The organism is Streptomyces sp. NPDC086554, from assembly GCF_040686095.1.
In the GTDB taxonomy this organism is placed as follows: domain Bacteria; phylum Actinomycetota; class Actinomycetes; order Streptomycetales; family Streptomycetaceae; genus Streptomyces.
Map to the genome: position 1 here is coordinate 147,214 of NZ_JBFBJK010000018.1, position 25,259 is coordinate 172,472.

Here is a 25,259-nt window from a genome sequence, read left to right on the forward strand (position 1 = left end):
GGATTCGTGTTCGACCTTTCCGACCGTGCCAAGGAGTACCAGGACAAGCTGCTCGCCTTCATGGACGAGCACATCTACCCCGCAGAGGCCGTCTACGAGGCGCAGATGGCCGAGTCCGGCGATCCGCACTTCCAGCCCCCGGTCATCGAGGAGCTGAAGACCGAGGCGAAGAAGCAAGGGCTGTGGAACCTCTTCCACCCGCACCCCGAATGGGGTCCAGGACTGAACAACCTGGAGTACGCGCCGCTCGCCGAGATCATGGGCCGCAGCGCCCACCTGGCACCCGAGGCCACCAACTGCAACGCCCCGGACACCGGCAACATGGAGGTGCTCACCCTCTTCGGCACCGAGGAGCACAAGGAGAAGTGGCTCAAGCCGCTGCTCGCGGGTGAGATCGCCTCCGCGTTCGCGATGACCGAGCCGGCGGTCGCAAGCTCCGACGCCCGCAACATCGAGATGCGGATGGAGCGCGACGGCGACGCGTACGTCCTCAACGGCCGCAAGTGGTGGACCTCCAACGCCCTGCACCAGAACTGCAAGGTCCTGATCGTGATGGGCAAGACCGATCCTGAAGGACCGAGCCACCGCCAGCAGAGCATGATGGTCGTGCCCCTCGACACCCCCGGCGTCACCGTCCTGCGCGGCCTTCCGGTCTTCGGCTACCAGGACCGCGAGGGCCACGCCGAGGTGCTCTTCGAGAACGTACGCGTGCCGGTCACCGCACTGCTCGCGGGCGAGGGCGACGGCTTCATGATCAGCCAGGCGCGGCTCGGCCCCGGCCGCATCCACCACTGCATGCGTTCCATCGGTATGGCCGAGCGCGCCCTGGACCTGTTGATCGACCGCGCCCAGTCGCGTACGACGTTCGGTGCGCCGCTTGCCGAGCGGGCCAACATCCAGGACTGGATCGCCGAGGCCCGCATCGAGATCGACATGGCGCGCCTTCTCACCCTCAAGGCCGCGTACCTGATGGACACCGTCGGCAACAAGCAGGCCCGCACGGAGATCGCCGCGATCAAGGTCGCCGCTCCCGAGGTGGCCCTGAAGGTCGTCGACCGCGCCATCCAGGTGCACGGCGGCGGGGGAGTGTCCGACGACTTCCCGCTCGCCAGCATGTACGCCCATCTGCGCACCCTGCGTCTCGCCGACGGCCCCGACGAGGTGCACAAGCGCACCATCGCGGTGCGCGAGCTGCGCCGCCGCGAGAACGAGCGGGCCGCGCGGTGAGCGGGCCGCTGGACGGCAAGGTCGCCGTAGTCACCGGCGCGTCGCGAGGCATCGGCCTCGCGGCCGCCGCGGCCCTGCGCGACCAGGGCGCACAGGTCGTCGTGACCTCCCGCAGCGAGGAGCGCGCCAAGGAGGCTGCCGCCCAACTCGGCGACGACGTGGTCGGGTTCGGCGCGCACGCCACCGACGAGGAGGCCGCGCGCGCCTGCGTCGACTTCGTCATCGGGACGTACGGGCGGCTCGACATCCTCGTCAACAACGCGGGCACGAACCCGGCGCACGGCCCGGTCATCGACCAGGACCACGGCCGCTTCAGCAAGACGATGGACGTCAACCTGTGGGCGCCGATCCTGTGGACGTCGCTCGCGGTGAAGGCGTGGATGGGTGAGCACGGCGGCTGCGTCGTCAACACCGCCTCGATCGGCGGCTATTCGGTCGCCGCCGACGTCGGGATCTACCACGTCTCGAAGGCCGCGCTCATCCACCTCACCAAGCAACTCGCCCTGGAACTCGCCCCGAAGGTCCGGGTCAACGCCATCGCCCCCGGCGTCGTACGGACCCGGCTCGCCGAGGCGCTGTGGCAGGAGCGCGAGGCGACGGTCGCCGCGGCGACCCCGCTCGGCCGGATCGGCGAACCGGAGGACATCGGCTCCGCGATCGCCTTCCTCGCCGGGGACGGCGCGCGCTGGATCACCGGCGAGACCCTCGTCGTCGATGGAGGGCAACTCCTCGGACCAGGAGCCGTATGAGGGCGGCCGACGCCCGGGCAGGGGCGGCGCGGGACATTGATCTCGAAGCGCTCGCCGCATGGCTGGCCGGGCGCGGCGAGCAGGTGACCGGGCCGCTCACCGCCCGGCGCGTCGGCCTCGGCCAGAGCAACCTCACCTACCGCGTCGACGACGCCGGCGGCTCCAGCTGGGTGCTGCGCCGTCCCCCGCACGGCCCGCTGCTGCCCACGGCGCACGACATCGCCCGCGAGCACCGCATCCTGGCGGCACTCGCCGACACCCAGGTCCCCGTGCCCGCGGTGGTCGGCCTGCGCGGCGAGGCGGGCGTCGACCAACTGGTCATGGAGTACGTCGAGGGGGCCGTGCTCGACAGCGTGGAGATCGCGCGGGCGCTGCCCCTTCCCGTCCGCACCGGCGTGGGCTCTTCGCTCGCCCGCACCCTCGCCGCGATCCACGCCGTGGACCTGGAGCAGACCGGGCTCAGCGACCTCGCGAGCCACCGCCCTTACGCCGAGCGCCAGTTGAAACGATGGTCCCGGCAGTGGGAGCAGAGCCCCACCCGCGACCTGCCCTCCCTCGACCGGCTCACCGAGCTGCTGCGCCGACGCGTTCCCGCACGGCACACGCTCTCCCTCGTCCACGGCGACCTGCACGTACGCAACGTCATCTGCTCGCCGAGCACTGGCGCCGTACGGGCCGCCCTGGACTGGGAGTTGTCGACGCTCGGCGATCCGATGGCCGACCTGGGCACCCTGCTCGCCTACTGGCCGGAGCCCGGCGAGGTCCCGGCCGCGCGCCCTGCCCTGGGCGTGACCGCACTGCCCGGGTTCAGCAGGCGCGACGCGCTCATCACCACGTACGCACAGGTGAGCGGCCGCGAGGTCGGGCCGGAGCTGGGCTTCTGGCACGTACTCGCGGTGTGGAAGATCGCCATCATCGGCGAGGGCGTCCTGCGCCGGGCCCGCGACGAGCCCCGCAACGCCGCGGAGGGCGGCCCGCCGAGCACCGCCTACATCGACCGCATGGTCGACCAGGCCTGGGGACTCGTTACCCACTACGGGCTATGACGGCGCGCACGTACGGACCGGGAGAGCCTGGCGCCCGTGTGACACGGGCGCCAGGCTCTGGTTCACGGCGTCTCCGTCTCACAGCACCTCGAAGAGCCCCGCCGCACCCATCCCGCCGCCGACGCACATGGTGATCACCACATGGCGGACGCCGCGCCGCCGCCCCTCAATGAGCGCGTTGCCGACCAGTCGTGCTCCGGTCATGCCGTACGGGTGGCCGACCGCGATCGCGCCGCCGTCGACATTGCACCGCTCGGGTCGATGCCGAGGGCGTCCCGGCAGTGCACCGCCTGCGAGGCGAACGCCTCGTTCAGCTCCCACAACCCGATGTCGTCGACCGAGAGCCCGTGCTCCTTGAGGAGTCCGGGGATCGCGAACACCGGCCCGATGCCCATCTCGTCGGGCCCGCACCCGGCCACCGCCATGCCCATGTACGCCCCGAGCGGCGCGAGCCCGCGCCGCTCCGCCTTGAGTGTGCCGAGCCCGTCGAGGGGCGTACCGGGCCGGTTGCCCTCGTCCCGCGTCGAAGCGGCCCGCCTCCTGCGCGGCGGCGGGAGGAGGTGGGCGCCGCCGGGCAGGGGTCGCCCATCGGGGCCTTTGCTGGTCCGGGGTCTTTGCCGTCCGCCGACCCATAAGGCAGCCTTATGGGGTCATAAAGCCAACCCGATTACTAACTAAGGCTTGCCTTAGTTTAGGCTTCCCGTCGAGTCACCCACCGCTCGAAGGGAACCTGAACATGCCTCGCCCTCTGCGGGTAGCCATAGTCGGAGCCGGCCCGGCCGGGATCTATGCTGCCGACGCGCTGCTGAAATCCGCAGTGGCTGCCGACCCCGGTGTGTCCATCGACATCTTCGAGCGGATGCCGGCCCCCTTCGGCCTGATCCGCTACGGCGTCGCCCCCGACCACCCGCGCATCAAGGGCATCATCACGGCCCTGCACCAGGTGCTCGACAAGCCGCAGATCCGCCTCTTCGGCAACGTCGACTACCCGCGCGACATCAGCCTCGACGACCTGCGCACCTTCTACGACGGGGTGATCTTCTCCACCGGCGCGACCGCCGACCGGGCCCTCGACATACCCGGCATCGACCTCGACGGTTCCCACGGTGCCGCGGACTTCGTCTCCTGGTACGACGGGCACCCGGACGTGCCGCGGACCTGGCCGCTGGAGGCCGAGAAGGTCGCCGTCCTGGGCGTCGGCAACGTGGCCCTCGACGTGGCGCGCATCCTCGCCAAGACCGCGGACGAGCTCCTGCCGACCGAGATCCCGGCGAACGTCCACGAAGGCCTCAAGGCGAACAAGGCCCTGGAGGTCCACGTCTTCGGGCGCCGCGGGCCCGCGCAGGCGAAGTTCAGCCCCATGGAGCTGCGGGAGCTCGACCACTCCCCGAACATCGAGGTCATCGTCGACCCCGAGGACATCGACTACGACGACGGCTCGATCGCCACCCGGCGCGGCAACAAGCAGGCCGACATGGTCGCCAAGACCCTCGAGAACTGGGCCATCCGCGACATCGGCGACCGCCCGCACAAGCTCTTCCTGCACTTCTTCGAGTCGCCCACCGAGATCCTTGGCGAGGACGGCAAGGTCGTCGGTCTGCGCACCGAGCGCACCGCCCTCGACGGCACCGGCAACGTCAAGGGCACCGGCGAGTTCAAGGACTGGGACCTCGGCGCCGTCTACCGCGCCGTCGGCTACCTCTCCGACGAACTGCCCAAGCTGCCCTGGGACGTCGAGTCGGGCACCGTCCCCGACAAGGGCGGCCGGGTCATCGAGGAGACCGGGGAGCACCTCCAGTCGACGTACGTCACCGGCTGGATCCGCCGCGGTCCCGTGGGCCTCATCGGTCACACCAAGGGCGACGCCAACGAGACGGTCGCCAGCCTCCTCGACGACCACGCGAACGACCGTCTGCACACCCCCGCGTCGCCCGACCCGGAGGCCGTGGACGCTTTCCTCGGCGAGCGGGAGGTCCGCTTCACCACGTGGGACGGCTGGTACCGCCTCGACGCCGCGGAGAAGGCGCTGGGTGAGCCGCAGGGCCGTGAGCGCGTGAAGATCGTGGAGCGCGAGGACATGCTGGACGCGAGCGGCGCGTAGTACGGCTCTGTCCCTGGCCGACATCGGCCAGGGACAGCCGTGTCACCACTCCTTGCCCGGCTTGACGGCCGTGAGGTGCCAGTCGGTGGACTGGTCGCGGAAGCGGGTCTTCTGCGCCTCGCCGAACGCGCCGATGTCGGCCGTCACAGACCGAGGTCGCTGAGCCCGGGGTGGTCGTCGGGGCGGCGACCCAGCGGCCAGTGGTACTTGCGGTCGGACTCCGCGATGGGCAGGTCATTGATGCACGCGTGGCGCACGCGCATCAGGCCGTGGTCGTCGAACTCCCAGTTCTCGTTCCCGTACGAGCGGAACCAGTGCCCGGAGTCGTCGTGCCATTCGTACGCGAAACGCACCGCGATGCGGTTGCCCTCGTGGGCCCACAGCTCCTTGATCAGCCGGTAGTCGAGCTCGCGGTCCCACTTGCGGGACAGGAAGGCGACGATGGCATCGCGCCCGGTGACGAACTCGGCACGGTTCCGCCAGCGCGAGTCCTCCGTGTAGGCCAGGGCCACCTTCTCGGGGTCACGGCTGTTCCAGCCGTCCTCGGCAAGGCGGACCTTCTCGGTGGCGGTCTCGTGTGTGAACGGGGGGACGGGCGGTCGTGCGGTCATCGGAGGGCCTCGCTTCCGGACGATCGGGAGAACGATCGTTCTCCGCTGTGGTCCGCCACGATAGGAGAACGCACGTTCTCTCGCAAGGGTGCGGCCGCCCGTCGGCCCGTAGTACCGTCGAAGAACGTTCGTTCTCCTTCTCCGGGTCTGGGGCTCTCATGGATCGTGCCGAGGCGGAAGCCCGCGTGCTCGACGCCGCCGAAGCGCTCTACTACGAGCGTGGCGTCCAGGTCGTGGGCATGGATCAGGTCCGTGCGGCGTCCGGGGTCTCCCTCAAGCGGCTCTACCAGGTCTTTCCGTCGAAGTCAGAGCTGGTTCTTGCCTGCCTTGAGCGGCGCGATCGCCGCTGGCGGGCGCGGCTGGCCGAGTACGTGGACGGTAGGCCCGCAGGGGAGAGCCGTCTCCTCGCGGTCTACGACTGGCTGTACGAGTGGTTCTCCGAGCCGGACTTCCGCGGCTGCGCCTTCATCAACTCCTTCGGCGAACTCGGCGCCGTGGACCCGGCGGTGGCCGATGCGGTCCGCGCGCACAAGGACGCCTTCCGTGACTATGTGGCCGGGCTTGTGGCGGCCGAGGGGCGGTCGGAGGGGGTGGTCGTCCCGTTGGTCCTGCTGGCGGAAGGGGCCATGACCACGGCCGCGATCTCGGGGTCTCCGGAACCGGCGCGTGAGGCGCGTGCGGGTGCGGCTCAGTTGCTGATTGCCCTGCCTTGTCGCGGTGGGTAGAAGCCCTCAGATAGTTCTTACTCGGGGGTAGGCCAGCCCCGTCCCCTTGTTATACGGTCCGTCAACAAGGGCTCCGGCGGCGTTGCTGGACGGCGCGGCGGCCCGTTGCCTCGACGTTGGCGCACACCTCCGAGTCAAGGAGCCGCAGCATGGCAAGCAGCACTGTTCGGCCGACCGCACAGGGGCACTCCCAGGACCGCACCCAGGGCAACTCCCAGGACGACGACGTGGCCCGGCGGCTGCTCGATTCGGCCGCCGTGCTGGCGTACGACCCGGCCACCGAGGTCGACTGGGAGACGCCGCTCGATCGCGACTTCCACGGCGCGAGCCCGGAGTGGAGCTCCCTCTACGGCACCGCGTACTGGCAGGAGTTGACCGAGGCGCAGCGCAAGGAACTGACGCGTCAGGAAGCCGCGTCGGTGGCCAGCACGGGCATCTGGTTCGAGATGATCCTGCAGCAGATGGTGCTGCGCGACGTGTACGCGAAGGACCCCACGAGCGCCGAGGTCCAGTGGGCGCTCACGGAGATCGCCGAGGAGTGCCGCCACTCGATCATGTTCGCCCGCGGCGCCCAGAAGCTGGGAGCGCCCGCCTACCGGCCGCACCGTGCCGTCATGGAACTCGGCCGCGCGTTCAAGACGCTGGCCTTCGGCGAGGCGGCGTACGCGGCGATCCTGGTGGCCGAAGAGGTGCTCGACGTCATGCAGCGCGACTGGATGCGGGACGAGCGCGTCGCGCCGTTCGTCCGCACGATCAACAACATCCATGTGGTCGAGGAGTCGCGGCACATGAAGTTCGCCCGTGACCAGACGCGCAAGCGGCTCGTGGGCGCGGGGCGGGTGCGCCGGCAGATCAACGCGTTCGTCATCGCGGTCGCGTCGTACTACATCGTCACCAGCATGGTGAACCGCAAGGTGTACGCGAACGCGGGGCTCGACGAGAAGCGCGCCGTCGCCGAGGCGAAGGCCAACGAGCACCACAAGTCCATGATGCGGTCGAGCTGTTCGGGCCTGATGGAGTTCCTCGCCTCCTCCCGGCTCCTCACCAAGCCGGCGCTGGCCTTCTACAAGCGCGCCAACCTCATCTGACCCGCCTCAGTCGATCCGAGCCGAACGAGTCGAGCCGCCACCATGACCTATGCCATCACCCAGACCTGCTGCACCGATGCCACCTGCGTCGCCGTCTGCCCGGTCAACTGCATCCACCCGACGCCGCAGGAACGGGCGTTCGGCAGCACCGAGATGCTGCACATCGACCCGACGACCTGCATCGGCTGCGGAGCCTGCGCCGACGCCTGCCCGGTCGACGCGATCTTCCCGGTGGACGGCCTGCCCGCCGCGCAGCAGGAGTACGCCGAGATCAACTCCGCGTACTACGAGGGAAAGGCGCCCGAGAGCGCGCCGGACGGGCCGAACTTCCACGTCTGGGACGAGCCGTCCTTCCCGCGCGTCCTGCCGTCGGACTTCGCCCCGCTGAAGGTCGCCGTCGTCGGCACCGGACCGGCCGGGATGTACGCCGTGCAGGACCTGTTGCTGCACACCAGCGCCGAAGTGACGCTGATCGACCGGCTTCCGGTGGCCGGCGGGCTCATACGCTACGGCGTGGCACCGGACCACCCCGCGACCAAGAAGGTCGGCGAGACCTTCGCGCGCTTCCACACGCATCCGCGGGTGCGCATGCACCTCGGGCTCAAGGTGGGCGCCGACGTCACCCCGCAGGAGCTGGCCGCGCACCATGACGCCGTCATCTACGCGGTGGGGGCCGCCGCCGACCGCACCCTGGCCGTGCCGGGAGAGGAGCTGCCCGGCACGATCTCCGCGCGGTCCTTCGTCGCCTGGTACAACGCCCACCCGGACGCGGCGCCGGACGCGATCGACCTCTCCGCCGAGCGCGTGGTCGTCGTCGGGAACGGCAACGTCGCCCTCGACGTCGCCAGGATCCTGCTCGCCGACGCCGACGAGCTCGCCCGTACCGACATCGCCGACCACGCCCTGGCGGCGCTGCGTGCGAGCAAGGTCCGCGAGGTGGTCCTGCTCGGACGGCGCGGCCCCGAAGACGCCGCGTACACCACCTCCGAGCTGATCGCGCTCAAGCACCTGCCGGATGTGGAGCTGATCGTCGACGACCACGACCCGCGGATCGCCGCGGCCATCGACGAGGCGGGCCCGAAGGACAAGGCCGCCGTCCTGCGCGGCGTGACCCGGAACCGGCCGAACTGGGCGCAGCCGCCGGCGACCGGGCGGCGCATCGTGCTGCGCTTCCACTGCACCCCGCTGGAGGTGGAGGGCCAGGGCGGCGTCCGCGCTGTGCGCGTCTCGGAAGCCTCGGGCGAGCGGACGATCCGTACCGGCCTGGTGCTGCGCGCGATCGGCTACCGCGGGGTTCCGGTCACCGGACTGCCCTTCGACGAGGCGACCGGCACCGTCCCGCACGAGGGCGGCCGTGTCACCGGACGGCCCGGCACGTACGTCGTGGGCTGGATCAAGCGGGGCCCCAGCGGCGGCATCGGCGCCAACCGCACCTGTGCCGCCGAGACGGTCACCACCCTCCTCGCCGACGCGGTCGCGGGCGCCCTGCCCGCACCGGAGCACGCGCCCAGGGCCTTCCACCGCCTTGCCCGGCGCCGCAACCGCAAGGTCGTCGACGCCCGCGGCCTGGCCACTATCGAGCGCGCCGAGGTCACCCGGGGCGAACGCGAAGGCAGGCCCCGGGTGAAGCTCGCCACCGTGGACGAGCTCGTGTCGACGGCGCGCAGGAGCCGCGGGGGAGTGCTGCGCTGAGCGGGCCCAACCTGGTCCAATCCGGCCCAACCCGGCACGCCCGCGCGGCGACGAGTTCCATGTGCTTGGTCAGTGGCGATGACCGGATGAGCTCCAGCCACTCGGTGACCGGGCGGCCGTACTTCTTCCCGGGTGTTCGATTGGCGGGGGCGGAATGCCGGGACTAGCCTTGAGCCAGTGAACGCAGCCGTTCACTGCCGGCCTGCGGCGCGGGACCGGCCTGAGGCGTCAGTACGTAAGCAATCCCATGACGGCCGATCGATCTTCACCGTCGGATCCTGCCGAATCCCCGGAGCGGGGACGGGGCAGCGGTATCGCGCTTCTCGTCATCGCCTCGTGCCAGCTGATGGTGGTCCTCGACATCACCATCGTGAACATCGCACTGCCGCACATCCAGACCTCGCTCGGCTTCTCCACCGAGAACCTCTCCTGGGTGGTCAGCGCCTACACGCTGACCTTCGGCGGTCTGCTCCTGCTCGGCGGGCGGCTCGGAGACATCCTCGGTCGCCGCAGGGTCTTCATGTTCGGCGTCCTGCTCTTCGTGTTCGCCTCGCTGCTCGGCGGGCTCTCCCAGGAGTCCTGGCAGTTGCTCGCGGCGCGGTCGCTGCAGGGCGTCGGTGGCGCCATCGCATCGCCCACCGCCCTCGCGCTGATCACCACGACGTTCCGCGAAGGACCCGAGCGGAACAGGGCCTTCGGTGTGTTCGCCGCCGTTTCGGCAGGCGGCAGCGCGATCGGTCTGCTCGCAGGCGGGCTGCTCGTGGAGTGGCTCGACTGGCGCTGGGTCCTCTATGTGAACATCCCGATCGGCCTGCTGATCGCCCTCGCGACGCCCCGCTACATCCCGGAGTCCGAGCGCCATCCGGGCCACTTCGACCTCCTCGGAGCCCTCACCTCCACGGTGGGCATGGTGCTGCTCGTCTACGGCTTCATCCGCGCCTCCGAGGACGGCTGGAGCGACACGCTGACCATCTCGTCCTTCGTGGCGGCCGTGGTGCTCCTCGGCGTGTTCCTCACCATCGAGAGCCGGTCGAGGCAGCCCATCACGCCGCTGTGGATGTTCCGTGACCGCAACCGTGCCGGTGTCTACGGGATGATGCTGAGCCTGGCCGCGGCGATGTTCGGGATGTTCTTCTTCCTGACGCTGTTCGTGCAGAACATCCTGGGCTTCAGCCCGTTGCGGGCCGGGCTCGCCTTCCTGCCGGTGAGCGCGATCATCGCGATCGGAGCGGGCGTCGCCTCCCAGCTCCTGCCCAAGTGGGGGCCCAAGCCCTTCATGGTGGTGGGCGCGGTCCTGGCCGCCCTGGGGCTCGGCTGGCTGACGATGACCGATGTCGAAAGCACGTACGCGGGAAGCATCCTCGGCCCCATGCTGGTCTTCGGCTTCGGCATGGGCATGCAGTTCGTGTCGCTGACCCTGATGGCGGTGTCGGGCGTGGCGCCCCACGAGGCGGGTGCGGCCTCCGGGGTTCTCAACGCCACGCAGCAGGTGGGCGGTTCGCTCGGCCTGTCCGTCCTGGTCACCGTCTTCGGCACGGCCAGCCGCAACGAGGCCACCGACCAGGTGCCGCGGTTCCTTGCGGAGGCGACCCCCGCCCAGATCGTGGAGTTCCGCAGGACCGGGCAGCTCCCGGCGAGCTGGGGCGACCAGGTCCTTGCTTCGGGCATCTCCAGTTCGTTCATCGCCGCCGCGGTCTTCGCGATCGTCGCCGCGCTGATCGCCCTGGTGGTCATCCAGGTGCGGCCTGCGGACCTGGAGCGGCTCCAGGGCAACGGGGCGAACCCGCTCGCAGCGGCCGGGGAGGTGCCGGACGAGCGTGCGCGCCCCGATTGAGGGGCAGCGCGGCCGAGGCGCGACCGGGCACGTGGGCGAGGAGCGCCGACGTGGCCTGATTCGCCTTGTGCGTACGTCAGTTGAGCGCGACGGACGTAGCATGAGCAGTCGGCGACCGGGGATCGGCGAGCGCGGGGACTGCGCGGGGCAGGGACGCATGGAGAGGGCGTGGACACGAACACGGACTACCGCCTCCTTGGGCCGGTCGAGGCATGGCGTGCGGGCCGGAGGATCGACCTCGGTGGACCCAAGCCCCGGGCACTGCTCGCGGCGCTCCTCCTGGAGCCCGGGCGTGTGGTGTCCGTCGACGCGCTGATCGACGCCATCTGGGGCGAGCATCCGCCGGGCACGGCGCGTTCCCTGATCCAGTCCTATGTCTCCGCGCTGCGGCGCGCGCTGTCCGCCGACGCGATCGAGACACGTCCGCCCGGCTATCTGATCCATGCCGACACCGCCCTGGTCGACCGCACCGCGTTCGAGCGTCTGGTGGCGCAGGGCAGGCAGGCCGCCGCCGCGGGCGACCACCCCGCGGCCGCCCGGCTCCTCGCCGAGGCCCTCGCCCTGTGGCGCGGCCCCGCGCTCGGCGGGATCGGCGACACGCTGCGGGCCATGGCCGATCAGCTGGAGGAGGCGCGGCAGTCGGCCCTGGAGGAGCGGATCGCCGCGGAACTCTCCGAGGCGGGCCGCGAGACGGAACTGGTCGCCGAACTGACCGCCCTGGTCGCCACCCACCCCACGCGGGAACGGCTGCGCGGTCAACTCATGCTGACCCTCTACCGGTTGGGCCGTCAGGCGGACGCGCTCGCGGTGTACGTGGAGGGCCGTGACGTACTCGCCGAGGAACTGGGCATCGACCCGGGTCCTGACCTCCGGCGGATGTACGAGTCGATCCTGCGCGCGGACGACGAGCTGCTGCCGGGTTCCGGTCCTGCCGCGGCCGCCGAAGGTGCCCCGTCGGCTCCTCCCGTACTGGTTCCGGCGCTTCTGCCGCCCGCCATCGGCGACTTCACCGGACGCGCCACGCACCTCGCCGACGTACGGGCGGCGCTTTCGGGCCCTCGTGAGGTGATGCCCGTCGTCGTGGTGTCGGGCACCGGCGGCGTCGGCAAGTCCACCCTGGGCGTCCAGGCGGCACACCAGGTCGCCGAGGACTACCCGGACGGCCAGCTGTACGCCGAACTGCGCGGCACCACCGACCCGGTGGCGCCCGGCGAAGTGCTCGGGCGGCTGCTGCGCGCCCTCGGAGCGAACCCGCCCGAGGGGGACGCGGAACGGCGTGACCTCTTTCGCAGCCTGGTCGCGGGGCGCCGCGTCCTGCTCGTGCTCGACGACGCGGGCAGCGAGTCCCAGGTGCGCCCGCTCCTTCCGGGGAGCGCCACCTGCGGGGTGCTGATCACCGCGCGGGCCCGGCTCGGCGCGCTGCCCTGCACACACCGCGCCGATCTCGAAGTGTTCGCCACGGAGCCGGGAATCGAGCTCCTCGCCGGTGTCGCGGGCGAGCGGCGCGTGCGGGACGAGCCGGACGCCGCCCGGCGCATCGTCGAGCTGTGCGGCGGTCTCCCGCTGGCCATCCGGATCGCCGGGGCCCGCCTCGCCACCCAGCGGCACTGGACACCGGGGATGCTCGCGGGACGGCTCGCCGACGAACACCACCGGCTCGACGAACTCGCCGTCGGGGACCTGGAGGTCCGGGCCGGTCTCGGCCTGAGCTACCGGGCGCTCGACGCCCCTGCCCGCACCGCCCTGCGCCGCCTCGGCCTGCTCGCCGCATCCGACGTCGCCGCCTGGGTGGTCGCCGCGCTGCTCGATGTGCACGAGACCGCAGCGGACCGTGTCGTGGAGCAGCTCGTCGACGCCCAGTTGCTGCACTGCACCGGCGTCGACCGCGCGGGGCAGGCCCGCTTCAGGCCGCACGACCTGGTGCGGGTGTACGCCGCCGAACGCGCCGACGCCGAGGAGCCGTCCGCCGAACGGGCCGCAGCCGTAGCCCGAGCGCTCGGCGCCTGGCTCTGGCTGACCGGCCGCGTCGCGTCCGACACGCCGTCCGGCGCGGTCGAACTGCACCGCGGGCTCCTCGACGGCGACGGGCCGACGGACGGGACGGTCGGGCGTGTCGTACGGCCCATCGGCCCCGAGGCCACCCGGCGCGCCCTCGCCGACCCGACCGCCTGGTTCGACGCCGAGGCCGACGCGATCGCCACCGCCGTCGAACGCGCGGCCTCCCTGGACCTGCACACCCTGGCCTGCGAGGCCGCGGCCGCCCTCTGCTCGTCGGCGTACACCGTCGGCAATCGCTTCGAGGCCTGGTGGCGCACCCACGACGCGGCCCTGGCCGCCGCCCGCCGCGCCGAGGACCGCTCCGGAGAGGCCCTGTTGCTCATCGGGCTCGGGCAACTCCGCTTCGAGCAGGACCGGTTCCCCGAGTCGCAGGGCTACTTCCGGCAGGCCGCCCGGCTCTGCGCCGAACTCGGCGACACACGTGGCCGTGCCGCCGCCTTCGCGGGCCTTGGCAGCGCCCTGCGCGAAGCGGGCCGGCTGCGCGCCGCGCAGGACGTCCTCGCCCAGGCGGTCACCGGCTTCCGGGGCATCGACGACGACCCCGGCGTCGGTCTCTCCTGCCGGTACGCCGGAACCGTCCGGCTCGAACTGGGCGACCACGAGGCGGCGAGCGACCTCCTCGACGAGTCGCTGCGCGCGTATCGCAGGCTCGGCAGCCGCCGCGGCGAGGCGCTCACGCTGCGCTCCATCAGCCTCGTGCGGCGCGCGCTCGGCGAGTACACGGCCGCGGAGGAACTGGCGGGCCGCGCGGTGGACCTCCTGAGCCCCCTGGGGGACACGCTGATGTCCGCGTACGCGATGCAGGCCCGCGCCAAGTCCCGTGTCCGTCTGGGGCGTTCGGCCGAGGCGGAGATCGAGATCCGCCACGTACTGGAAGTCTGCCGCGGTCACCGCGACCGCTTCGGCGAGGCGCTCGCCCTGCGCACCCTCGGCGAGTGCGAGCTGGCCGCGGGCCGCATCGAGGCCGCCGAACAGAGCCTGACCACGGCGGCCGCCCGCTGGGACGCCCTGGAGCTGCCGCTGCCCCGCGCCCGCACCCTGCGCGACCTCGCCGCGGCACGGGAGGCCGCGGGGGACCCGGCGGGAGCACAGGCGCTGCGCACCGAGGCGCAGGAAGTCTTCACGGCGTACGAGGCGCGGGAGCGGGACGAGTGGGCCTGAGGAATTCCGAGGAGCGCCGGGCCTGAGGATTCCACTTGCCGTGGAATTGCAGAGAACTTGCAGCGGCCTGCGACAAGCTGTCGGTGTCGGCAGGGAGACCTTCCGGCGCAACGGGGGAACCAGGGTAAGTAACGGGGGACTCAGCGGAATTCGACGGGGGACGACGGGGGAAGGCCACTGATGCCTCGCGCGGCCCACATCACCGGCGTCGTCGGAGGTGTGGGCCCTTCCACGCGTCACGACCCCGCCAGTAACGAGGAGGGGACTCCGGGGGCGGGCGGAAGCCCGCCCCCGGAGCTGTGCCCGTCACCGTCGCCACGAAGGGCCGGAATGCCGCCGATCATCCTCATGAACGATCCGAGAGTCGTCGACATACCTGTCAGAGAATGTGGCGAGTCCCTCGTCGATCTGCGTCAACTGCCCTTCGTGGTGGTCGACGACCGCCTGGCCGACCCGGCCGGCGCTTATGCCCAGCTGCGCGAGGGAGTCGCCTGGCGCCTCGCTCGCGCAGCCCGGCTGCTGCCGGATGGCCTGCGCCTCCTGGTCACCGAGGGCTATCGTCCGCTCGCGCTGCAGATCAAGTACTTCGACGAGTACGCCGCCGAACTGAGGAAGGCCCACCCCGACTGGTCGGACGTCCATCTGCGCCGCCAGACGAGCCGCTCCCTCTCGCCACCCGAGGTGGGCCCGCACGTCGCGGGCGCCGCGGTCGACCTCACCCTGTGCACGGCCTCCGGCGCCGAACTGGACCTCGGCACCCCGGTGAACGCCAGCCCCGAGGAGAGCGACGGCGGCTGCTACATGGAAGCCGACGGCATCTCCGACGCCGCCCGCCGCAACCGCCGCACCCTCACCGCGGCCCTGGCCACGGCGGGCCTTGTCAACTACCCCACGGAGTGGTGGCACTGGTCCTACGGCGACCGCTACTGGGCGCTGGCGACCAACGCGCCCGCGGCCCAGTACGGCCCGATGACGTACGAGGGCTAGCGGACCGGGCAGTCCTCGCGGGGCTTGCCGAACTCCTCGATCAGGACCGGGTACTCCTCCCCGCCGTGCCCGGCGGCGATCGAGCGGTCGGCCATCGCCTTGATGAGCTTCGGCAGTTCGGCATTGACGCCTACCGCCTCGCTCTCCTCGATCAGGTGATCCATCGACCGGACGTGGGTTTCCAGGGTCGCCACATCGGCAGGGAAGGAGCCGCGGTCGATCTGCTCGGCATGCCCGGGCAGCCATTCGGCCACATCGGCAGCGATCTTTCGCGCGAACTGCGCGTACGTCGCGGCGTCGACTCCGGCGGTGTTGAGCATGGCGGTGCCCTGGAGCCAGGCGTTCAGGACGCTCCACATCATGGCCAGGCCGGCCACGTCGTACAGGGAGGCCAGGCCGTGGTCCGCACCGAGGTAGTTGACGGTGCCGAGCGCTTCGAGGGTCGCTCTGTGTGCCTCGAAGTCCGACTCCGGCCCGCTGTGCAGAATCACCGCACCGGCGGTCCCGATCCCCGAGGGGACGGCCATGATGGCGCCGTCCAGGTAACGCGCGCCGCTCTTCTCGGCCCGCTGGGCGGCTTCCCGGGCCTGGGCCGAGTCCCCCGAGGTCAGGTTGATCAACATGGCGCCGTCCAGCGCGACTTCGCTCGCGCCGAGCAGTTCGTGCATGGCCTGGTAGTCGGTGAGGCAGACGATCGTCAGGGGGCTCGCCTTGAGCGCGGCGTCGACTGTCGGCGCCAACAGCGCGCCCTGGGCCACCAGTTGGTCGGCCTTGGAGGCCGTACGGTTCCACACGGTCGTGGGATGCCCGGCCTTGAGGAATGCGCCGGCGAGGGCCTGGCCCATCAGTCCGAGGCCGATGACGGTAACGGGTGCAGCGGTTTCGTTGTTCATGGCAGCATCGTCAACGTTGATACCGGTGTGAAGGTCAAGCGAGGTTTTGATGCGGATCGGGGAACTGGGCCGTCGGACGGGCGTCAACGCCCATCAGTTGCGCTACTACGAGGCCCAGGGGCTCCTGGAGGCCGACCGGCGCGCGAACGGCTATCGCGAGTACGACGAGAACGCGGTGCTGCGGGTGAAGCAGATCCGGCATCTGCTGGGTGCAGGCCTGTCCTCCGAGGACATCGCGTACCTGCTGCCCTGCGCGGTCGGGGAGGCTCCGGAGCTGCCCGGGTGCCACGAGTTGGTTGCCGCGATGCGGTCACGGCTGCGGCGACTGGACGAGCAGATGGAAAGCATCGCGAAATCCCGCGCCGCCCTCGCCAACTACATTGATGCGGCCGAGCAGATGGGCGGCGAGACCTATCCGCCCCTTGACGGCGTCGACCAGGAGTCCGTCCCCGCCTGAGCCGCGGCCCGGGCCGCGCGGCTGCGCCGTGGCCGCTCAGACGAGGGCGGTGGCGAACAGCGCGAAGGCGAGCACGATGATGCCCACGCGGGCGTAGTGGAACCGGTCCCACTTCCCCACCTGCTGCTTCCAGTCCGTGGGCGCGCCCTCCTTCGACCAGGTCGCGACGCGCGAGTTGATCGGCACGAGCAGCAGCACCGACATCACCACGCTCACGACGAGCAGCGCGGTGCCGGCGCTGACGAGCGCCGTGCCTTCGTCGCCCCACGCCAGCACGGCCCAGACCACGCCGAGGACGACCGAGCAGATGTACCAGAACGGCATGACGCGGCCGAGGACGCGGGCCCCGTCGCTGCGGGCAGCGAGCCCGCCGTCGTTGGGGAGCCGGTCGAAGATCGGGTTGACGAACGCCGCCACCGCGAACTCCACGCCCACCATCAGCCCGACCACGACGACCGTGACGACGGCCAGTGCGTCCTGCATGTCCCCTCCAAAGGGCGAGTCCTAGCGTCGCTAGCATCTGATGCAATGCTAGCAATATCGTTGCTCCATTGTCTAGCGATGCTAGAATCAGGTCATGTCGGTACGCGAACGCAAGGAACGCGAGCGAGCCAACCGCCACAGGCTGATCGTCTCCACGGCCCGCGAACTCGCCGAGACGCACGGCTGGGACGCCGTCACCACGCGCCGGCTCGCCGAGCTGATCGAGTACAGCCAGCCCGTGCTCTACAGCCACTTCCGGGGCAAGCGGGAGATCGTGGGCGCGGTCGCGCTGGAAGGGTTCGCCGAGCTGACGAGCGCGTTGCGCGCCGCGGTGCCGGACGGGCCCGCCGGCCGTGACGCGGTGGCGCGACTTGCGTACGCCTATACCGACTTCGCCGCACGCAATCACGCCCTGTACGACGCGATGTTCATCCTCGACAACGGCCTCCCCTTCGCCGACGAGGCCACCCCCGCGCCGCTGCGCGAGGCGTTCCGAGCCCCTCTGGCCCCGCTCGTCGACCATGCGAACCCCGCCGAACCGGGACTGTTCGTCGAGACGTTCTGGGCCGCGCTGCACGGCCTTGTCACGCTCACCCGCGCGGGACGCCTGCCCGCCGAACGGGTCGCCGACCGGCTGACGCTCCTGGTCGACCACTTCGTTCCCCGAGGCATGGGTTGACCCGATGGGCCTTTTCGCCAAGCTGACCGGCACCAAGCGTCCCGACGCAGGTGTCGCACCGCGTCCGGCCGGAAACGTCAGGGCGGCGCTCCTCGCGCTCAACGGTCCGGACGTGCCGTACGCCGTACGTGACGCGACCCCGGACGAGGGCGCGGACCTGGTGACCGAGTGGCGGATTCTGGAGCCTGCCTGGCGCACGAGGTCCGTGCCGGGGACCGAGGTGTTCCGCTTCGACCCCGCAGAGATGAAAGAACCCCTGCGGGGAGGCGAAACTCCGGGGCCCTTGCGCTGTCGTAACGCGACTGGCTCGCTGTGGCGCGCCCCGGTCGAACTCAGCCTCTCCCAGCCCGTGTTGAGCGAGACCGTGCGCAATCTCGTCCAGGATCGTGCTGTGCAGCGCCTCGCACTCGTCGTTGCGGTTGAGGGCATGCAAGTCGAGGGCTCGATTCGCAGCCGTGCCAGATCACTGGCCTGGTTCGTAGCCACGACCAACGCCAACAGGTGCCGCTCGCCCAGCTTCACGCTCAGCGCGGGTATGCGCGCATATCCAGCTCGTATGTCTCCAGCGGCCGCCCCTGCAGCCGCAAGATGATGGCGAGGTTGGCCATTGCCGAGACAGTGTGCGGATGCTGCTCCGCAAAGATTCGTTGATACCGATGGCAGCAGACGTCGGCCAGTTCCCGGGCTTGGTCCAGCTGTCCGTCGTGCCCCAGATCTACCGACAGGCCGATCGATGCGGCGATCGTGTCCGGATGCTCCTGCCCGAACCGGCTGACTGCCACCTCCCACACCTCTTGCGACACCTCTAAGAACGGCTAACACAATGAGGTGCGACGGCCCTGGTAGCCGTGCCTCATAGGTGAGTTGGACGTTGTCCGGGCCGTGGGGACTTCACCGTGGATCGTGCCGGACGACTTGTGGGAGCGGGTCGAGCCGCTGTTGCCGAAGAAGGAACGCCGCTTCCGGTACCCCGGTCGCCTTCCGGTCCCGGACCGCCAGGTCCTGTGCGGGATCTTGTACGTGCTGCACACGGACATCCAGTGGGAACACCTCCCCAAGGAGCTCGGCTTCGGCTCGGGCATGACCTGCTGGCGCCGGCTCCGGGACTGGAACGAGGCCGGCGTCTGGCAACGGGGGCACGAGGTGCTGCTCGCCGAGCTGAACGCAGCCGCTCGCCTCGACTGGTCCCGCTGTGTGGTCGACTCTTCCCACGTCAGGGCGCTAGAAGGGGGATCCACACGGGCCCGTCGCCGGTCGACCGGGGCCGGGCAGGCTCCAAGCACCACCTGATCACCGACGGGCACGGCGCCCCGCTCGCGGTCATCCTCACCGGCGCCAACCGCAACGACGTCACCCAGCTGATGCCGCTGCTGGACGCCATCCCGCCCATCCGCGGCCGGGTCGGACACCCGCGGCGCAAGCCGGACTCGCTCTTCGCCGACCGCGGCTACGACCACGACATCTACCGTGACCAGGTCCGCGCCCGGGGCATCGTGCCGGCCATCGCGCGTCGAAACACCCGGCATGGCACCGGACTTGGCGTCTACCGGTGGGTGGTGGAGCGGACCTTCGCCTGGCTGCACGGCTTCCGACGACTACGCGTCCGATGGGAACGCCGGGCCGACATCCACGAAGCCTTCCTCAAACTGGCCTGCTGCCTCATCACCCACCGCCAACTCCAGTCATTGTGTTAGCCGTTCTAAGGCAGCGCGGTGGTCGCCGGCCTTTCGGCGGGCCACCGCCAGGACGCGCTTGGAGCGCAGGACAGCCGCATTGTCCGCGGGTAACTGCTGCTCGTATGCGGCGACGACCTCCTCCTGTCGATTGCGGGCGTCGGCGTACCGGCCGAGTTCCCGCTCGTCTATCGTCAGGCCGACCCGGGTGAGCAGGGTCAGTTCGTGATCGCTGCCGAAAAGTTCCTGCTTCAACTCCCATGTAGTGCAGTCAAGGTCGTACGCATCCTGGAACCGGCCGGCGAGCCGCAGACATACGGCGAGGTTGTGGGCGGTGTTCAACGTCGCCGGGTCGTCCTCACCGAACGCCGCCCTACATGGCCTGCGGCAGAATTGCTGCTGTTCTGCCACGTTCCAGGTGTTCGGCCAGCTTGGTGAGCTGTCGTTCCCGGCCGGTGAAATTCGGGTTCCGTGGGGGCACATTCTCCCAGACCGCCGGGGAGGAGGGCGCAGAGCGCGAACGGCTGGCACCTCCGGTGCGCCCAAGTCATGTGCGCCGACATCGGCCTTCGTCCTGTCAGTCTGCCAATTATCCTGCAGGGAGCGGTAGTTGGGCGACTTCGTATCCGATCAAGGCGTCGGCGCCCGGTCCATATAGGGGCTCGGCGGTTCGGGGATCCGTTCGAGCGATTCGACGTCCAGGGCGAGAGCGGCCGACGAGGTGCCCAAGGTGCCCTTCGGGTGCCAGGTGCCGGTGACCTTGACCCAGGTGTCGGCGGGCGGAGCCTTGGCACCGTGCACGGTCACCGTCAGGGACTGGGAGTCCGCGGCGCAGCAGGCCACCACGAGGCGGGTCAGTTTCCAAGTGCCGCCCTTGCCGGGGGTGACGAACCCCGACATCAGGACCGCACGTCCCTTGAGGCTCTCCTTGTCGTCCTGTTGGGCTCGGCCGATGAACTCGGTAAGGGAGAGCGGCGCAGGTCCGTGCGCGGGCAGCTGTTCGAAACGGTCGTAGTCCGCGACGACCTTCGGGCTGTCGCGGGCGGCCGTGTAGGAACCGAGGGCGGGCGGCGCGAAGAACAGCAGCGCGAGCGCGGGCGGCAGCAACAGCCAGGCGACACGGGGGCCGTGGGAGTGGTCGTGGCCGTGGGCGCCGTCGCTCGGCGGCTCGGCCTCGGGGTCGGTCTGTGCGCGGCGCCGCCCGGCGAAGGGCAGCCCGTCACGTACGACACCCAGAAGTCCCACGCCGACCAGTACGAAACCGGCGATGACGAGGAAAGGCAGCAGGCCTTCCTTCACGTACCGCAGCGCGAGGTCGTCGAACAGGGCGGCCCGCAGCACGGCGGCACCGGTCAGCAGGAGCAGCACTGCCTGGAGGTTCCGTTTCACAGCAGCCACCATCCGGTCAGGGCGGTGCAGGTCACGGCCGTCAGGGCCGTCACCGTCGAGAACCGCAGGGCGAAAGCACGGCCGAAGGTGCCCGCCTGCAGGGCGATCAGTTTGAGGTCCACCATGGGGCCGACGACCATGAACGCCAGGCGGGCCGTGGGGGAGAAGCCGGTCAGCGAGGCGGCCACGAAGGCGTCGGCCTCGGAGCAGACGGCGAGGACGATCGCGAGCGCCGCGAGGAAGAGCACCGAGAGCCAGGGCGAGTCGGCGAAGGTGTCGAGGACCGAGCGCGGCACGGTGACGTTGAAGGTCGCGGCGGCCATGGCGCCGAGCACGAGGAACCCGCCCGCGTGCAGGAAGTCGTGCTGGAAACCGAGCCGGAACTCCTCCCAGCGGCTGTGTCCGTGCTGGTGGCCGGTGTGCCGGGACGGCATCCGCAGCCATTCCGAGCGCCCGAGCTTCAGCCAGAGCCAGCCCATGGCGGCCGAGGTGGCAAGTGAGGCGATCAGGCGGGCGGCGACCATCTCCGGCTTGCCGGGGAAGGCGACCGCAGTGGAGGCGAGCACGATCGGATTGACCGCAGGCGCCGAGAGCAGGAACGCGAACGCGGCGGCCGGTGTGACCCCGCGCCGGATCAGGCTTCCCGCGACCGGCACCGACGCGCACTCGCAGCCCGGAAGGACCACGCCCGCCGCGCTCGCCACGGGCACCGCGAGCGCGGGGTTGCGGGGGAGCATCTTGCTGAACACATGCGCGGGGACGAAGGCGTTGACGGCCCCGGAGATCAGCGTGCCGAGCACCAGGAACGGCAGGGCCTGCACCGTGATCGCCAGGCAGACGGTCTGCCAGGCCCGGAATCCCGGGTGCGTCAGCCACTGCGTGCCGCCCATGGCCCAGCCGAGTGCCAGGAGCAGCGCCACGGAGAGGACGCCGGTGGCGACAAGGCCGGGGACGGGGCTGCCGTTCGCTGGCCGGGTCGGCCCGGGGTCGGGACCGGCTGGCGGTCTTTCGATCAGCTCCGGGTTGCGCACATTTTCTCCGATTGTTGGGCCGGGGGCGTCACGATAGCGAGCCGGTCGGGCCCGGTCCGGGATTTCGGCGGGCCGTGTGCCCGGGGTCGGGGCGCAGGGGCCGGGGCACCGGTGCCGGGCTGTGCTTCGGGCCTCTGAAGGACATGCTATACAGATGGAAATCATTTTCAATAATTGGTGAAGGGAGGCGCACGTGCCCAAGGGCCTGCTGAGCGTGGTGGCCGGCAACACGCCGGACGTCCGCGGTGCTGTGGTGGACCAACTGCTGCGCGCCGCGCCGAACGCCGTGGTCCTTGCCGTGTCGATCCACGGCTCCGACGCCGGGTACCCCGTCGTCCAGCGCTTCCTGTCCGGCGCGGACCCCGCCCTGCGGGACGCCGCGGCGCAGGGCGCGACCGGCGACCCGGTGGTCATCCTGCGCCAGGACCTGCTGGCCGTCCGCCGCGCCGCGGGCCGCCCGCATGTCGTCCTCGCCCTCCCGGAGGACCTCGACGTGCTGCCCTTCCTGGTGGAGCTGTGGCGGCCACGGGTCGGCAGCGGCTCGCTGGGGGACCACTACGACGCGGCGCCGCTCCTGGTGGGCGTGGACCCGAAATCCTTCATGGCCGACATCGGCTGCGTCCATCGGGCCGTACGCCTGTGGGACGGTGACGACCGCGGCGATCCGCTGACGCCCGCCGAGATCGCCGCCCGCCAAGTCGAGGCGGCCGACGCCCTGTTGATCCCTGAGCCCGACATCGGGCCGCCCGCGTCCGGCGCCGCCGCACTCGCCGGTCACCTCAACGGGCAGGCCCTGTTGTTGCCGCCCGCCGGAGCGGAACTGCCCTCGCCCCTCCTCCGGCCCGCACCGCCCGGGTGCGGCGACCGCTGGCGGTCGCGCCTTGAGCCCGTTACCGTCCCTTCGCTGCGGCGCGGCCACCACGAAGGCGTCGCATCGGTCCTCTGGCGCGCCCGCCGCCCCCTGCACCCCGAACGCCTCGCCGATGCGCTGCCCGCCGTGATGTTCGGCGTCGTACGCAGTCGTGGGCACCTGTGGCTGACCAGTCGCCCCGATGCCGTGGTGACCTGGCGCTCGGCGGGCGCGCACCTTGAACTGCGCGAATCCGGCCGCTGGTTGGAGGAGGCCTCCCCTCGCGCCTGGGAGGCGGCCACCCCCCAACGGCGCACGCTCGCCTCCTGGTTCTGGCACGACTACTACGGCGAACGCCGCAACGAACTCGTCTTCACCGGCATCGACCTCGACGAGCAGCGGATCCGCTCGGCACTCGACGCGGCCCTGCTCACCGACGCCGAACTGGCCCTGGGGCGCGATGGATGGGCCGCCATCCCCGACCCGCTGCTCAGCGACGCCGAGACGCCCTGAGGGCCCCTGACCCCTCTCGGGGCCGCAGTGCCGCGAACGCCCGGTCGACCAGCGCGGCGCGGTCCGCCGTGCCGCCCGAGCGCAGCCACTCCCGGTCCGCGGCGTCAAGTGCCGCGGCCGCCGCCGAGGTCAGGACGTCGGCGCTGAAGGCGTCCAGCTTCGCGCCCGGGCGCTGTGCGAGCGCCTCGGCGACCTGGGCGCGCATCGCGTCACGCCGTTGGTGCAGCCGGGCCCGCAGTGACGGCGTGGCATCGATGAGCGTGAGCTCGGCCAACTCCTGCCCTGAGTTGTGGATCCGCTGCTGCCATGCGCGCAGCACCTGATGGAGGCAGTCCCACGGCGACTCGTCGGCGGGGCGGCCGCGCACCTCCTCCGCGACGTCCTGCGCCATCGACTCGACGGCGCCGAAGACCACGTCCTCTTTGGACGGGAAGTACCGGAAGAAGCTCCGCTTCGACAGTCCTGCGGCGCGGGCGATGTCCTCGACGGTCGTCTCGTCGAAGCCGCGCTCGGTGAACAACTCCAGGGCGAGCGCGGCTAGTTCGGCCCGCATGGTGCGTCGGGCGCGAGCCCGAAGCCCGCCGCTCTCCGGGCTCTCGGTGCCTGCTCCGGTAGACGACCCTGCACGGCAGGACGGCGCTGATCACCGGCGGCACCGGAGGCATCGGCAAGGAAACGGCCCGCGGACTCGTCAGGCGCGGCGCGCACGTGATCCTGGTGGGCCGCGATCCCGGGCGGGCCGCCGACGCCGTGCGCGAGCTCGAACGTGAGGACGGTGGCGGGCAGGTGGATGTGGTGGCCGCCGATCTGACGCTGCGTGCGGGGCTGCTGCGGGTGGCCGACGCGGTGAACGCCGGGCACCTCCGACTCGACGCACTCGTCAACAACTTCGGCATGAACCCGGCCGAGCGCCGGGGCGTCACCGTCAACGTGGCCTACCCCGGACACGCCTACACACCGGGCAACCAGGCAACGCCGATGCGCGCGTTCCCCCGCATCCACCTCGCCACCAGCCCGGAGCTCGTAGGCGTCACCGGCGCCTACTTCGACACCCGCTGCCGCCGCGTCCCGTGGCCGGACTTCGCCACCGATCCCCGTACCCGCGACGCAGTCTGGTCACTGTGCGAGCGGCTCTGCGAGGACGGGTTGAGGAGCTGAGGACGGGTTCAAGAGCCGAGGAACTCAAGGAGGTCCGTGTTGAAGGCCTCCTCGAACGCGCCCGTCAGACCGTGCGGTGCGCCGGGATAGACCTTCAGGGCCGCGTCCTTGACCAGGTGGGCCGACTTGTGGGCGGAGGCCACGATGGGCACGATCTGGTCGTCGTCGCCGTGCGCGATCAAGGTGGGCACGTCGACACGGCGCAGGTCCTCGGTGAAGTCCGTCTCGGAGAACTGGCGTACGCAGTCGTACGCCGCCTTCGCGCCGACCTGCATGCTCTGCAGCCAGAAGGCGTCCCGAGTGCCCTGCGACACGGTCGACCCCGGCCGGTTCGCGCCGTAGAAGCTCTCGCTCAACTCCCGGTAGAACTGCGAGCGATCGGTGCGCACGCCGTCCCGGATCGCGTCGAACACCTCGCGCGGCAGGCCCTCCGGGTTGGCCGGGGTTTTCAGCATGAGCGGTGGCACGGCGCCGAGCAGCACCACCTTGGCGATGCGGTCGGTGCCGTGCCGGCCGATGCTGCGGACGACCTCCCCGCCACCCGTTGAGTGCCCCACAAGGACGGCTTCCCGCAGATCCAGGTTCCAGACGAGCTGCGCCAGGTCGTCGGCGTAGGTGTCCATGTCGTTGCCCTGCCACGGCTGGCCGGAACGGCCGTGGCCGCGGCGGTCGTGCGCGATGGCGCGGTAGCCGCTCTCGGCGACCAGACGCAGCTGGTTGTCCCAGGCGTCCGCGTTGAGCGGCCAGCCGTGGCTGAAGACGACCGGACGGCCCTCGCCCCAGTCCTTGTAGTGGATCGTGGTCCCGTCGACGGTGGTGAACGTGCCCATGCGGATGTCCTCTCGGGGGACTGA

General features: G+C 70.9%; 24 protein-coding genes and 2 pseudogenes. 15 read left to right on the forward strand and 11 right to left on the reverse strand.

Translation table 11 applies throughout. The features are described 5' to 3' along the window. Nucleotides 1–6: 6 nt before the first annotated feature. Genes AB0O76_RS28055 through AB0O76_RS28065 form a run of 3 tightly spaced genes read left to right on the forward strand, consistent with a single transcriptional unit; the run spans nt 7 to nt 3,022 of the window. Nucleotides 7–1,227: an acyl-CoA dehydrogenase family protein gene (locus AB0O76_RS28055; RefSeq protein ID WP_365496596.1), complete on the forward strand. Its 1,221-nt coding sequence runs from the start codon at nt 7–9 to the stop codon at nt 1,225–1,227. After that, nucleotides 1,224–1,976 (forward strand): SDR family oxidoreductase, encoded by a 753-nt coding sequence (locus tag AB0O76_RS28060; protein ID WP_365496598.1) that lies wholly within the window; start codon nt 1,224–1,226, stop codon nt 1,974–1,976. The genes AB0O76_RS28055 and AB0O76_RS28060 overlap by 4 nt, the downstream gene beginning before the upstream one ends. Next, entirely contained in the window at nt 1,973–3,022 is a 1,050-nt protein-coding gene (locus AB0O76_RS28065) for a phosphotransferase family protein (RefSeq protein WP_365496600.1), read from the forward strand. Before AB0O76_RS28060 ends, AB0O76_RS28065 begins: the two co-directional genes overlap by 4 nt. 78 nt (nt 3,023–3,100) lie before the next feature. On the opposite strand, the pseudogene AB0O76_RS28070 reads toward AB0O76_RS28065, so the two are convergent. Continuing rightward, nucleotides 3,101–3,453: pseudogene (locus AB0O76_RS28070) on the reverse strand (hypothetical protein). A gap of 305 nt (nt 3,454–3,758) precedes the next feature. On the opposite strand from AB0O76_RS28070, the gene AB0O76_RS28075 reads away from it, so the two are divergent. Further along, nucleotides 3,759–5,123, forward strand: a complete 1,365-nt coding sequence (locus AB0O76_RS28075) for an FAD-dependent oxidoreductase (RefSeq protein ID WP_365496602.1) — start codon at nt 3,759–3,761, stop codon at nt 5,121–5,123. 143 nt (nt 5,124–5,266) lie between these two features. Here AB0O76_RS28075 and AB0O76_RS28080 read toward each other — a convergent pair whose 3' ends face one another. Next, a complete protein-coding gene (locus tag AB0O76_RS28080) occupies nt 5,267–5,734 on the reverse strand; it encodes a nuclear transport factor 2 family protein (RefSeq protein WP_365496604.1) in 468 nt (155 codons plus the stop codon). Nucleotides 5,735–5,892: 158 nt separating this feature from the next. Here AB0O76_RS28080 and AB0O76_RS28085 point away from each other — a divergent pair, with 158 nt between their 5' ends. The 3 genes from AB0O76_RS28085 to AB0O76_RS28095 all read left to right on the forward strand — a co-directional run bounded on the left by AB0O76_RS28085 (nt 5,893) and on the right by AB0O76_RS28095 (nt 9,239). Beyond that, nucleotides 5,893–6,459: a TetR/AcrR family transcriptional regulator gene (locus AB0O76_RS28085; protein ID WP_365496606.1), complete on the forward strand. Its 567-nt coding sequence runs from the start codon at nt 5,893–5,895 to the stop codon at nt 6,457–6,459. 149 nt (nt 6,460–6,608) lie between these two features. After that, entirely contained in the window at nt 6,609–7,547 is a 939-nt protein-coding gene (locus AB0O76_RS28090) for a diiron oxygenase (protein WP_365496608.1), read from the forward strand. Between the two features lie 42 nt (nt 7,548–7,589). Next, the gene (locus tag AB0O76_RS28095) at nt 7,590–9,239 is read left to right on the forward strand and encodes an FAD-dependent oxidoreductase (protein WP_365496610.1); all 1,650 of its coding nucleotides are present in this window, start codon (nt 7,590–7,592) and stop codon (nt 9,237–9,239) included. A gap of 46 nt (nt 9,240–9,285) precedes the next feature. Here the strand turns inward: AB0O76_RS28095 and AB0O76_RS28100 are convergent. Continuing rightward, nucleotides 9,286–9,366 (reverse strand): annotated as a pseudogene (locus AB0O76_RS28100) (DUF4287 domain-containing protein); the annotation flags it as partial. A 120-nt stretch (nt 9,367–9,486) separates the two neighbouring features. On the opposite strand from AB0O76_RS28100, the gene AB0O76_RS28105 reads away from it, so the two are divergent. The 3 genes from AB0O76_RS28105 to AB0O76_RS28115 all read left to right on the forward strand — a co-directional run bounded on the left by AB0O76_RS28105 (nt 9,487) and on the right by AB0O76_RS28115 (nt 15,279). Further along, complete coding sequence (locus tag AB0O76_RS28105) at nt 9,487–11,073, forward strand: MFS transporter (RefSeq protein ID WP_365496612.1); 1,587 nt, start codon at nt 9,487–9,489, stop codon at nt 11,071–11,073. A 168-nt stretch (nt 11,074–11,241) separates the two neighbouring features. After that, complete coding sequence (locus AB0O76_RS28110; protein WP_365496613.1) at nt 11,242–14,292, forward strand: BTAD domain-containing putative transcriptional regulator; 3,051 nt, start codon at nt 11,242–11,244, stop codon at nt 14,290–14,292. Between the two features lie 330 nt (nt 14,293–14,622). Continuing rightward, complete coding sequence (locus AB0O76_RS28115; RefSeq protein WP_365496615.1) at nt 14,623–15,279, forward strand: M15 family metallopeptidase; 657 nt, start codon at nt 14,623–14,625, stop codon at nt 15,277–15,279. On the opposite strand, the gene AB0O76_RS28120 is transcribed toward AB0O76_RS28115, so the two are convergent. Then, nucleotides 15,276–16,172, reverse strand: a complete 897-nt coding sequence (locus AB0O76_RS28120; RefSeq protein ID WP_365496617.1) for an NAD(P)-binding domain-containing protein — start codon at nt 16,170–16,172, stop codon at nt 15,276–15,278. The two genes, AB0O76_RS28115 and AB0O76_RS28120, sit on opposite strands and share 4 nt — an antisense overlap. 49 nt (nt 16,173–16,221) lie before the next feature. Here AB0O76_RS28120 and AB0O76_RS28125 point away from each other — a divergent pair, with 49 nt between their 5' ends. Next, nucleotides 16,222–16,629 carry a MerR family transcriptional regulator gene (locus AB0O76_RS28125; protein ID WP_365496619.1) on the forward strand — a complete coding sequence of 136 codons (408 nt, stop codon included), beginning with the start codon at nt 16,222–16,224 and terminating at the stop codon, nt 16,627–16,629. A gap of 36 nt (nt 16,630–16,665) precedes the next feature. Here AB0O76_RS28125 and AB0O76_RS28130 read toward each other — a convergent pair whose 3' ends face one another. Continuing rightward, nucleotides 16,666–17,112: a DUF1772 domain-containing protein gene (locus tag AB0O76_RS28130; RefSeq protein ID WP_365496621.1), complete on the reverse strand. Its 447-nt coding sequence runs from the start codon at nt 17,110–17,112 to the stop codon at nt 16,666–16,668. Between the two features lie 94 nt (nt 17,113–17,206). On the opposite strand from AB0O76_RS28130, the gene AB0O76_RS28135 reads away from it, so the two are divergent. Beyond that, a complete protein-coding gene (locus tag AB0O76_RS28135; RefSeq protein WP_365496623.1) occupies nt 17,207–17,791 on the forward strand; it encodes a TetR/AcrR family transcriptional regulator in 585 nt (194 codons plus the stop codon). A 524-nt stretch (nt 17,792–18,315) separates the two neighbouring features. Here AB0O76_RS28135 and AB0O76_RS28140 read toward each other — a convergent pair. Then, nucleotides 18,316–18,573 (reverse strand): tetratricopeptide repeat protein, encoded by a 258-nt coding sequence (locus AB0O76_RS28140; RefSeq protein WP_365496625.1) that lies wholly within the window; start codon nt 18,571–18,573, stop codon nt 18,316–18,318. 100 nt (nt 18,574–18,673) lie between these two features. On the opposite strand from AB0O76_RS28140, the gene AB0O76_RS28145 reads away from it, so the two are divergent. Next, a protein-coding gene (locus AB0O76_RS28145) for an IS5 family transposase (RefSeq protein WP_365496627.1) occupies nt 18,674–19,485 on the forward strand; the annotation gives its coding sequence in 2 pieces (ribosomal slippage) (nt 18,674–18,997 and nt 19,000–19,485; 810 coding nt in all). Here AB0O76_RS28145 and AB0O76_RS28150 read toward each other — a convergent pair. From AB0O76_RS28150 to AB0O76_RS28160, 3 genes are all read right to left on the reverse strand, one after another. Beyond that, entirely contained in the window at nt 19,474–19,875 is a 402-nt protein-coding gene (locus AB0O76_RS28150; protein WP_365496629.1) for a tetratricopeptide repeat protein, read from the reverse strand. The two genes, AB0O76_RS28145 and AB0O76_RS28150, sit on opposite strands and share 12 nt — an antisense overlap. A gap of 219 nt (nt 19,876–20,094) precedes the next feature. Further along, complete coding sequence (locus AB0O76_RS28155; RefSeq protein WP_365496631.1) at nt 20,095–20,853, reverse strand: TIGR03943 family protein; 759 nt, start codon at nt 20,851–20,853, stop codon at nt 20,095–20,097. After that, nucleotides 20,850–21,884: a permease gene (locus tag AB0O76_RS28160; RefSeq protein ID WP_365496633.1), complete on the reverse strand. Its 1,035-nt coding sequence runs from the start codon at nt 21,882–21,884 to the stop codon at nt 20,850–20,852. The genes AB0O76_RS28155 and AB0O76_RS28160 overlap by 4 nt, the downstream gene beginning before the upstream one ends. Before the next feature lie 193 nt (nt 21,885–22,077). Here AB0O76_RS28160 and AB0O76_RS28165 point away from each other — a divergent pair, with 193 nt between their 5' ends. After that, the gene (locus AB0O76_RS28165; protein WP_365496635.1) at nt 22,078–23,247 is read left to right on the forward strand and encodes a GTP-binding protein; all 1,170 of its coding nucleotides are present in this window, start codon (nt 22,078–22,080) and stop codon (nt 23,245–23,247) included. On the opposite strand, the gene AB0O76_RS28170 is transcribed toward AB0O76_RS28165, so the two are convergent. After that, nucleotides 23,225–23,800 carry a TetR family transcriptional regulator gene (locus tag AB0O76_RS28170; RefSeq protein WP_365496637.1) on the reverse strand — a complete coding sequence of 192 codons (576 nt, stop codon included), beginning with the start codon at nt 23,798–23,800 and terminating at the stop codon, nt 23,225–23,227. The genes AB0O76_RS28165 and AB0O76_RS28170 overlap by 23 nt on opposite strands. 89 nt (nt 23,801–23,889) lie before the next feature. Here AB0O76_RS28170 and AB0O76_RS28175 point away from each other — a divergent pair, with 89 nt between their 5' ends. Further along, a complete protein-coding gene (locus AB0O76_RS28175; protein ID WP_365496739.1) occupies nt 23,890–24,405 on the forward strand; it encodes an SDR family NAD(P)-dependent oxidoreductase in 516 nt (171 codons plus the stop codon). A gap of 8 nt (nt 24,406–24,413) precedes the next feature. Here AB0O76_RS28175 and AB0O76_RS28180 read toward each other — a convergent pair whose 3' ends face one another. Continuing rightward, a complete protein-coding gene (locus AB0O76_RS28180; RefSeq protein ID WP_365496639.1) occupies nt 24,414–25,235 on the reverse strand; it encodes an alpha/beta hydrolase in 822 nt (273 codons plus the stop codon). Nucleotides 25,236–25,259: the final 24 nt, after the last annotated feature.

Coding starts and splice junctions, on each gene's coding strand:
- AB0O76_RS28105 (WP_365496612.1), top strand. CDS start 9,487: ATGACGGCCGATCGATCTTCACCGTCGGATCCTGCCGAATCCCCGGAG.
- AB0O76_RS28115 (WP_365496615.1), top strand. CDS start 14,623: ATGCCGCCGATCATCCTCATGAACGATCCGAGAGTCGTCGACATACCT.
- AB0O76_RS28095 (WP_365496610.1), top strand. CDS start 7,590: ATGACCTATGCCATCACCCAGACCTGCTGCACCGATGCCACCTGCGTC.
- AB0O76_RS28080 (WP_365496604.1), bottom strand. CDS start 5,734: ATGACCGCACGACCGCCCGTCCCCCCGTTCACACACGAGACCGCCACC.
- AB0O76_RS28085 (WP_365496606.1), top strand. CDS start 5,893: ATGGATCGTGCCGAGGCGGAAGCCCGCGTGCTCGACGCCGCCGAAGCG.
- AB0O76_RS28130 (WP_365496621.1), bottom strand. CDS start 17,112: ATGCAGGACGCACTGGCCGTCGTCACGGTCGTCGTGGTCGGGCTGATG.
- AB0O76_RS28135 (WP_365496623.1), top strand. CDS start 17,207: ATGTCGGTACGCGAACGCAAGGAACGCGAGCGAGCCAACCGCCACAGG.
- AB0O76_RS28170 (WP_365496637.1), bottom strand. CDS start 23,800: ATGCGGGCCGAACTAGCCGCGCTCGCCCTGGAGTTGTTCACCGAGCGC.
- AB0O76_RS28065 (WP_365496600.1), top strand. CDS start 1,973: ATGAGGGCGGCCGACGCCCGGGCAGGGGCGGCGCGGGACATTGATCTC.
- AB0O76_RS28125 (WP_365496619.1), top strand. CDS start 16,222: ATGCGGATCGGGGAACTGGGCCGTCGGACGGGCGTCAACGCCCATCAG.
- AB0O76_RS28075 (WP_365496602.1), top strand. CDS start 3,759: ATGCCTCGCCCTCTGCGGGTAGCCATAGTCGGAGCCGGCCCGGCCGGG.
- AB0O76_RS28120 (WP_365496617.1), bottom strand. CDS start 16,172: ATGAACAACGAAACCGCTGCACCCGTTACCGTCATCGGCCTCGGACTG.
- AB0O76_RS28090 (WP_365496608.1), top strand. CDS start 6,609: ATGGCAAGCAGCACTGTTCGGCCGACCGCACAGGGGCACTCCCAGGAC.
- AB0O76_RS28180 (WP_365496639.1), bottom strand. CDS start 25,235: ATGGGCACGTTCACCACCGTCGACGGGACCACGATCCACTACAAGGAC.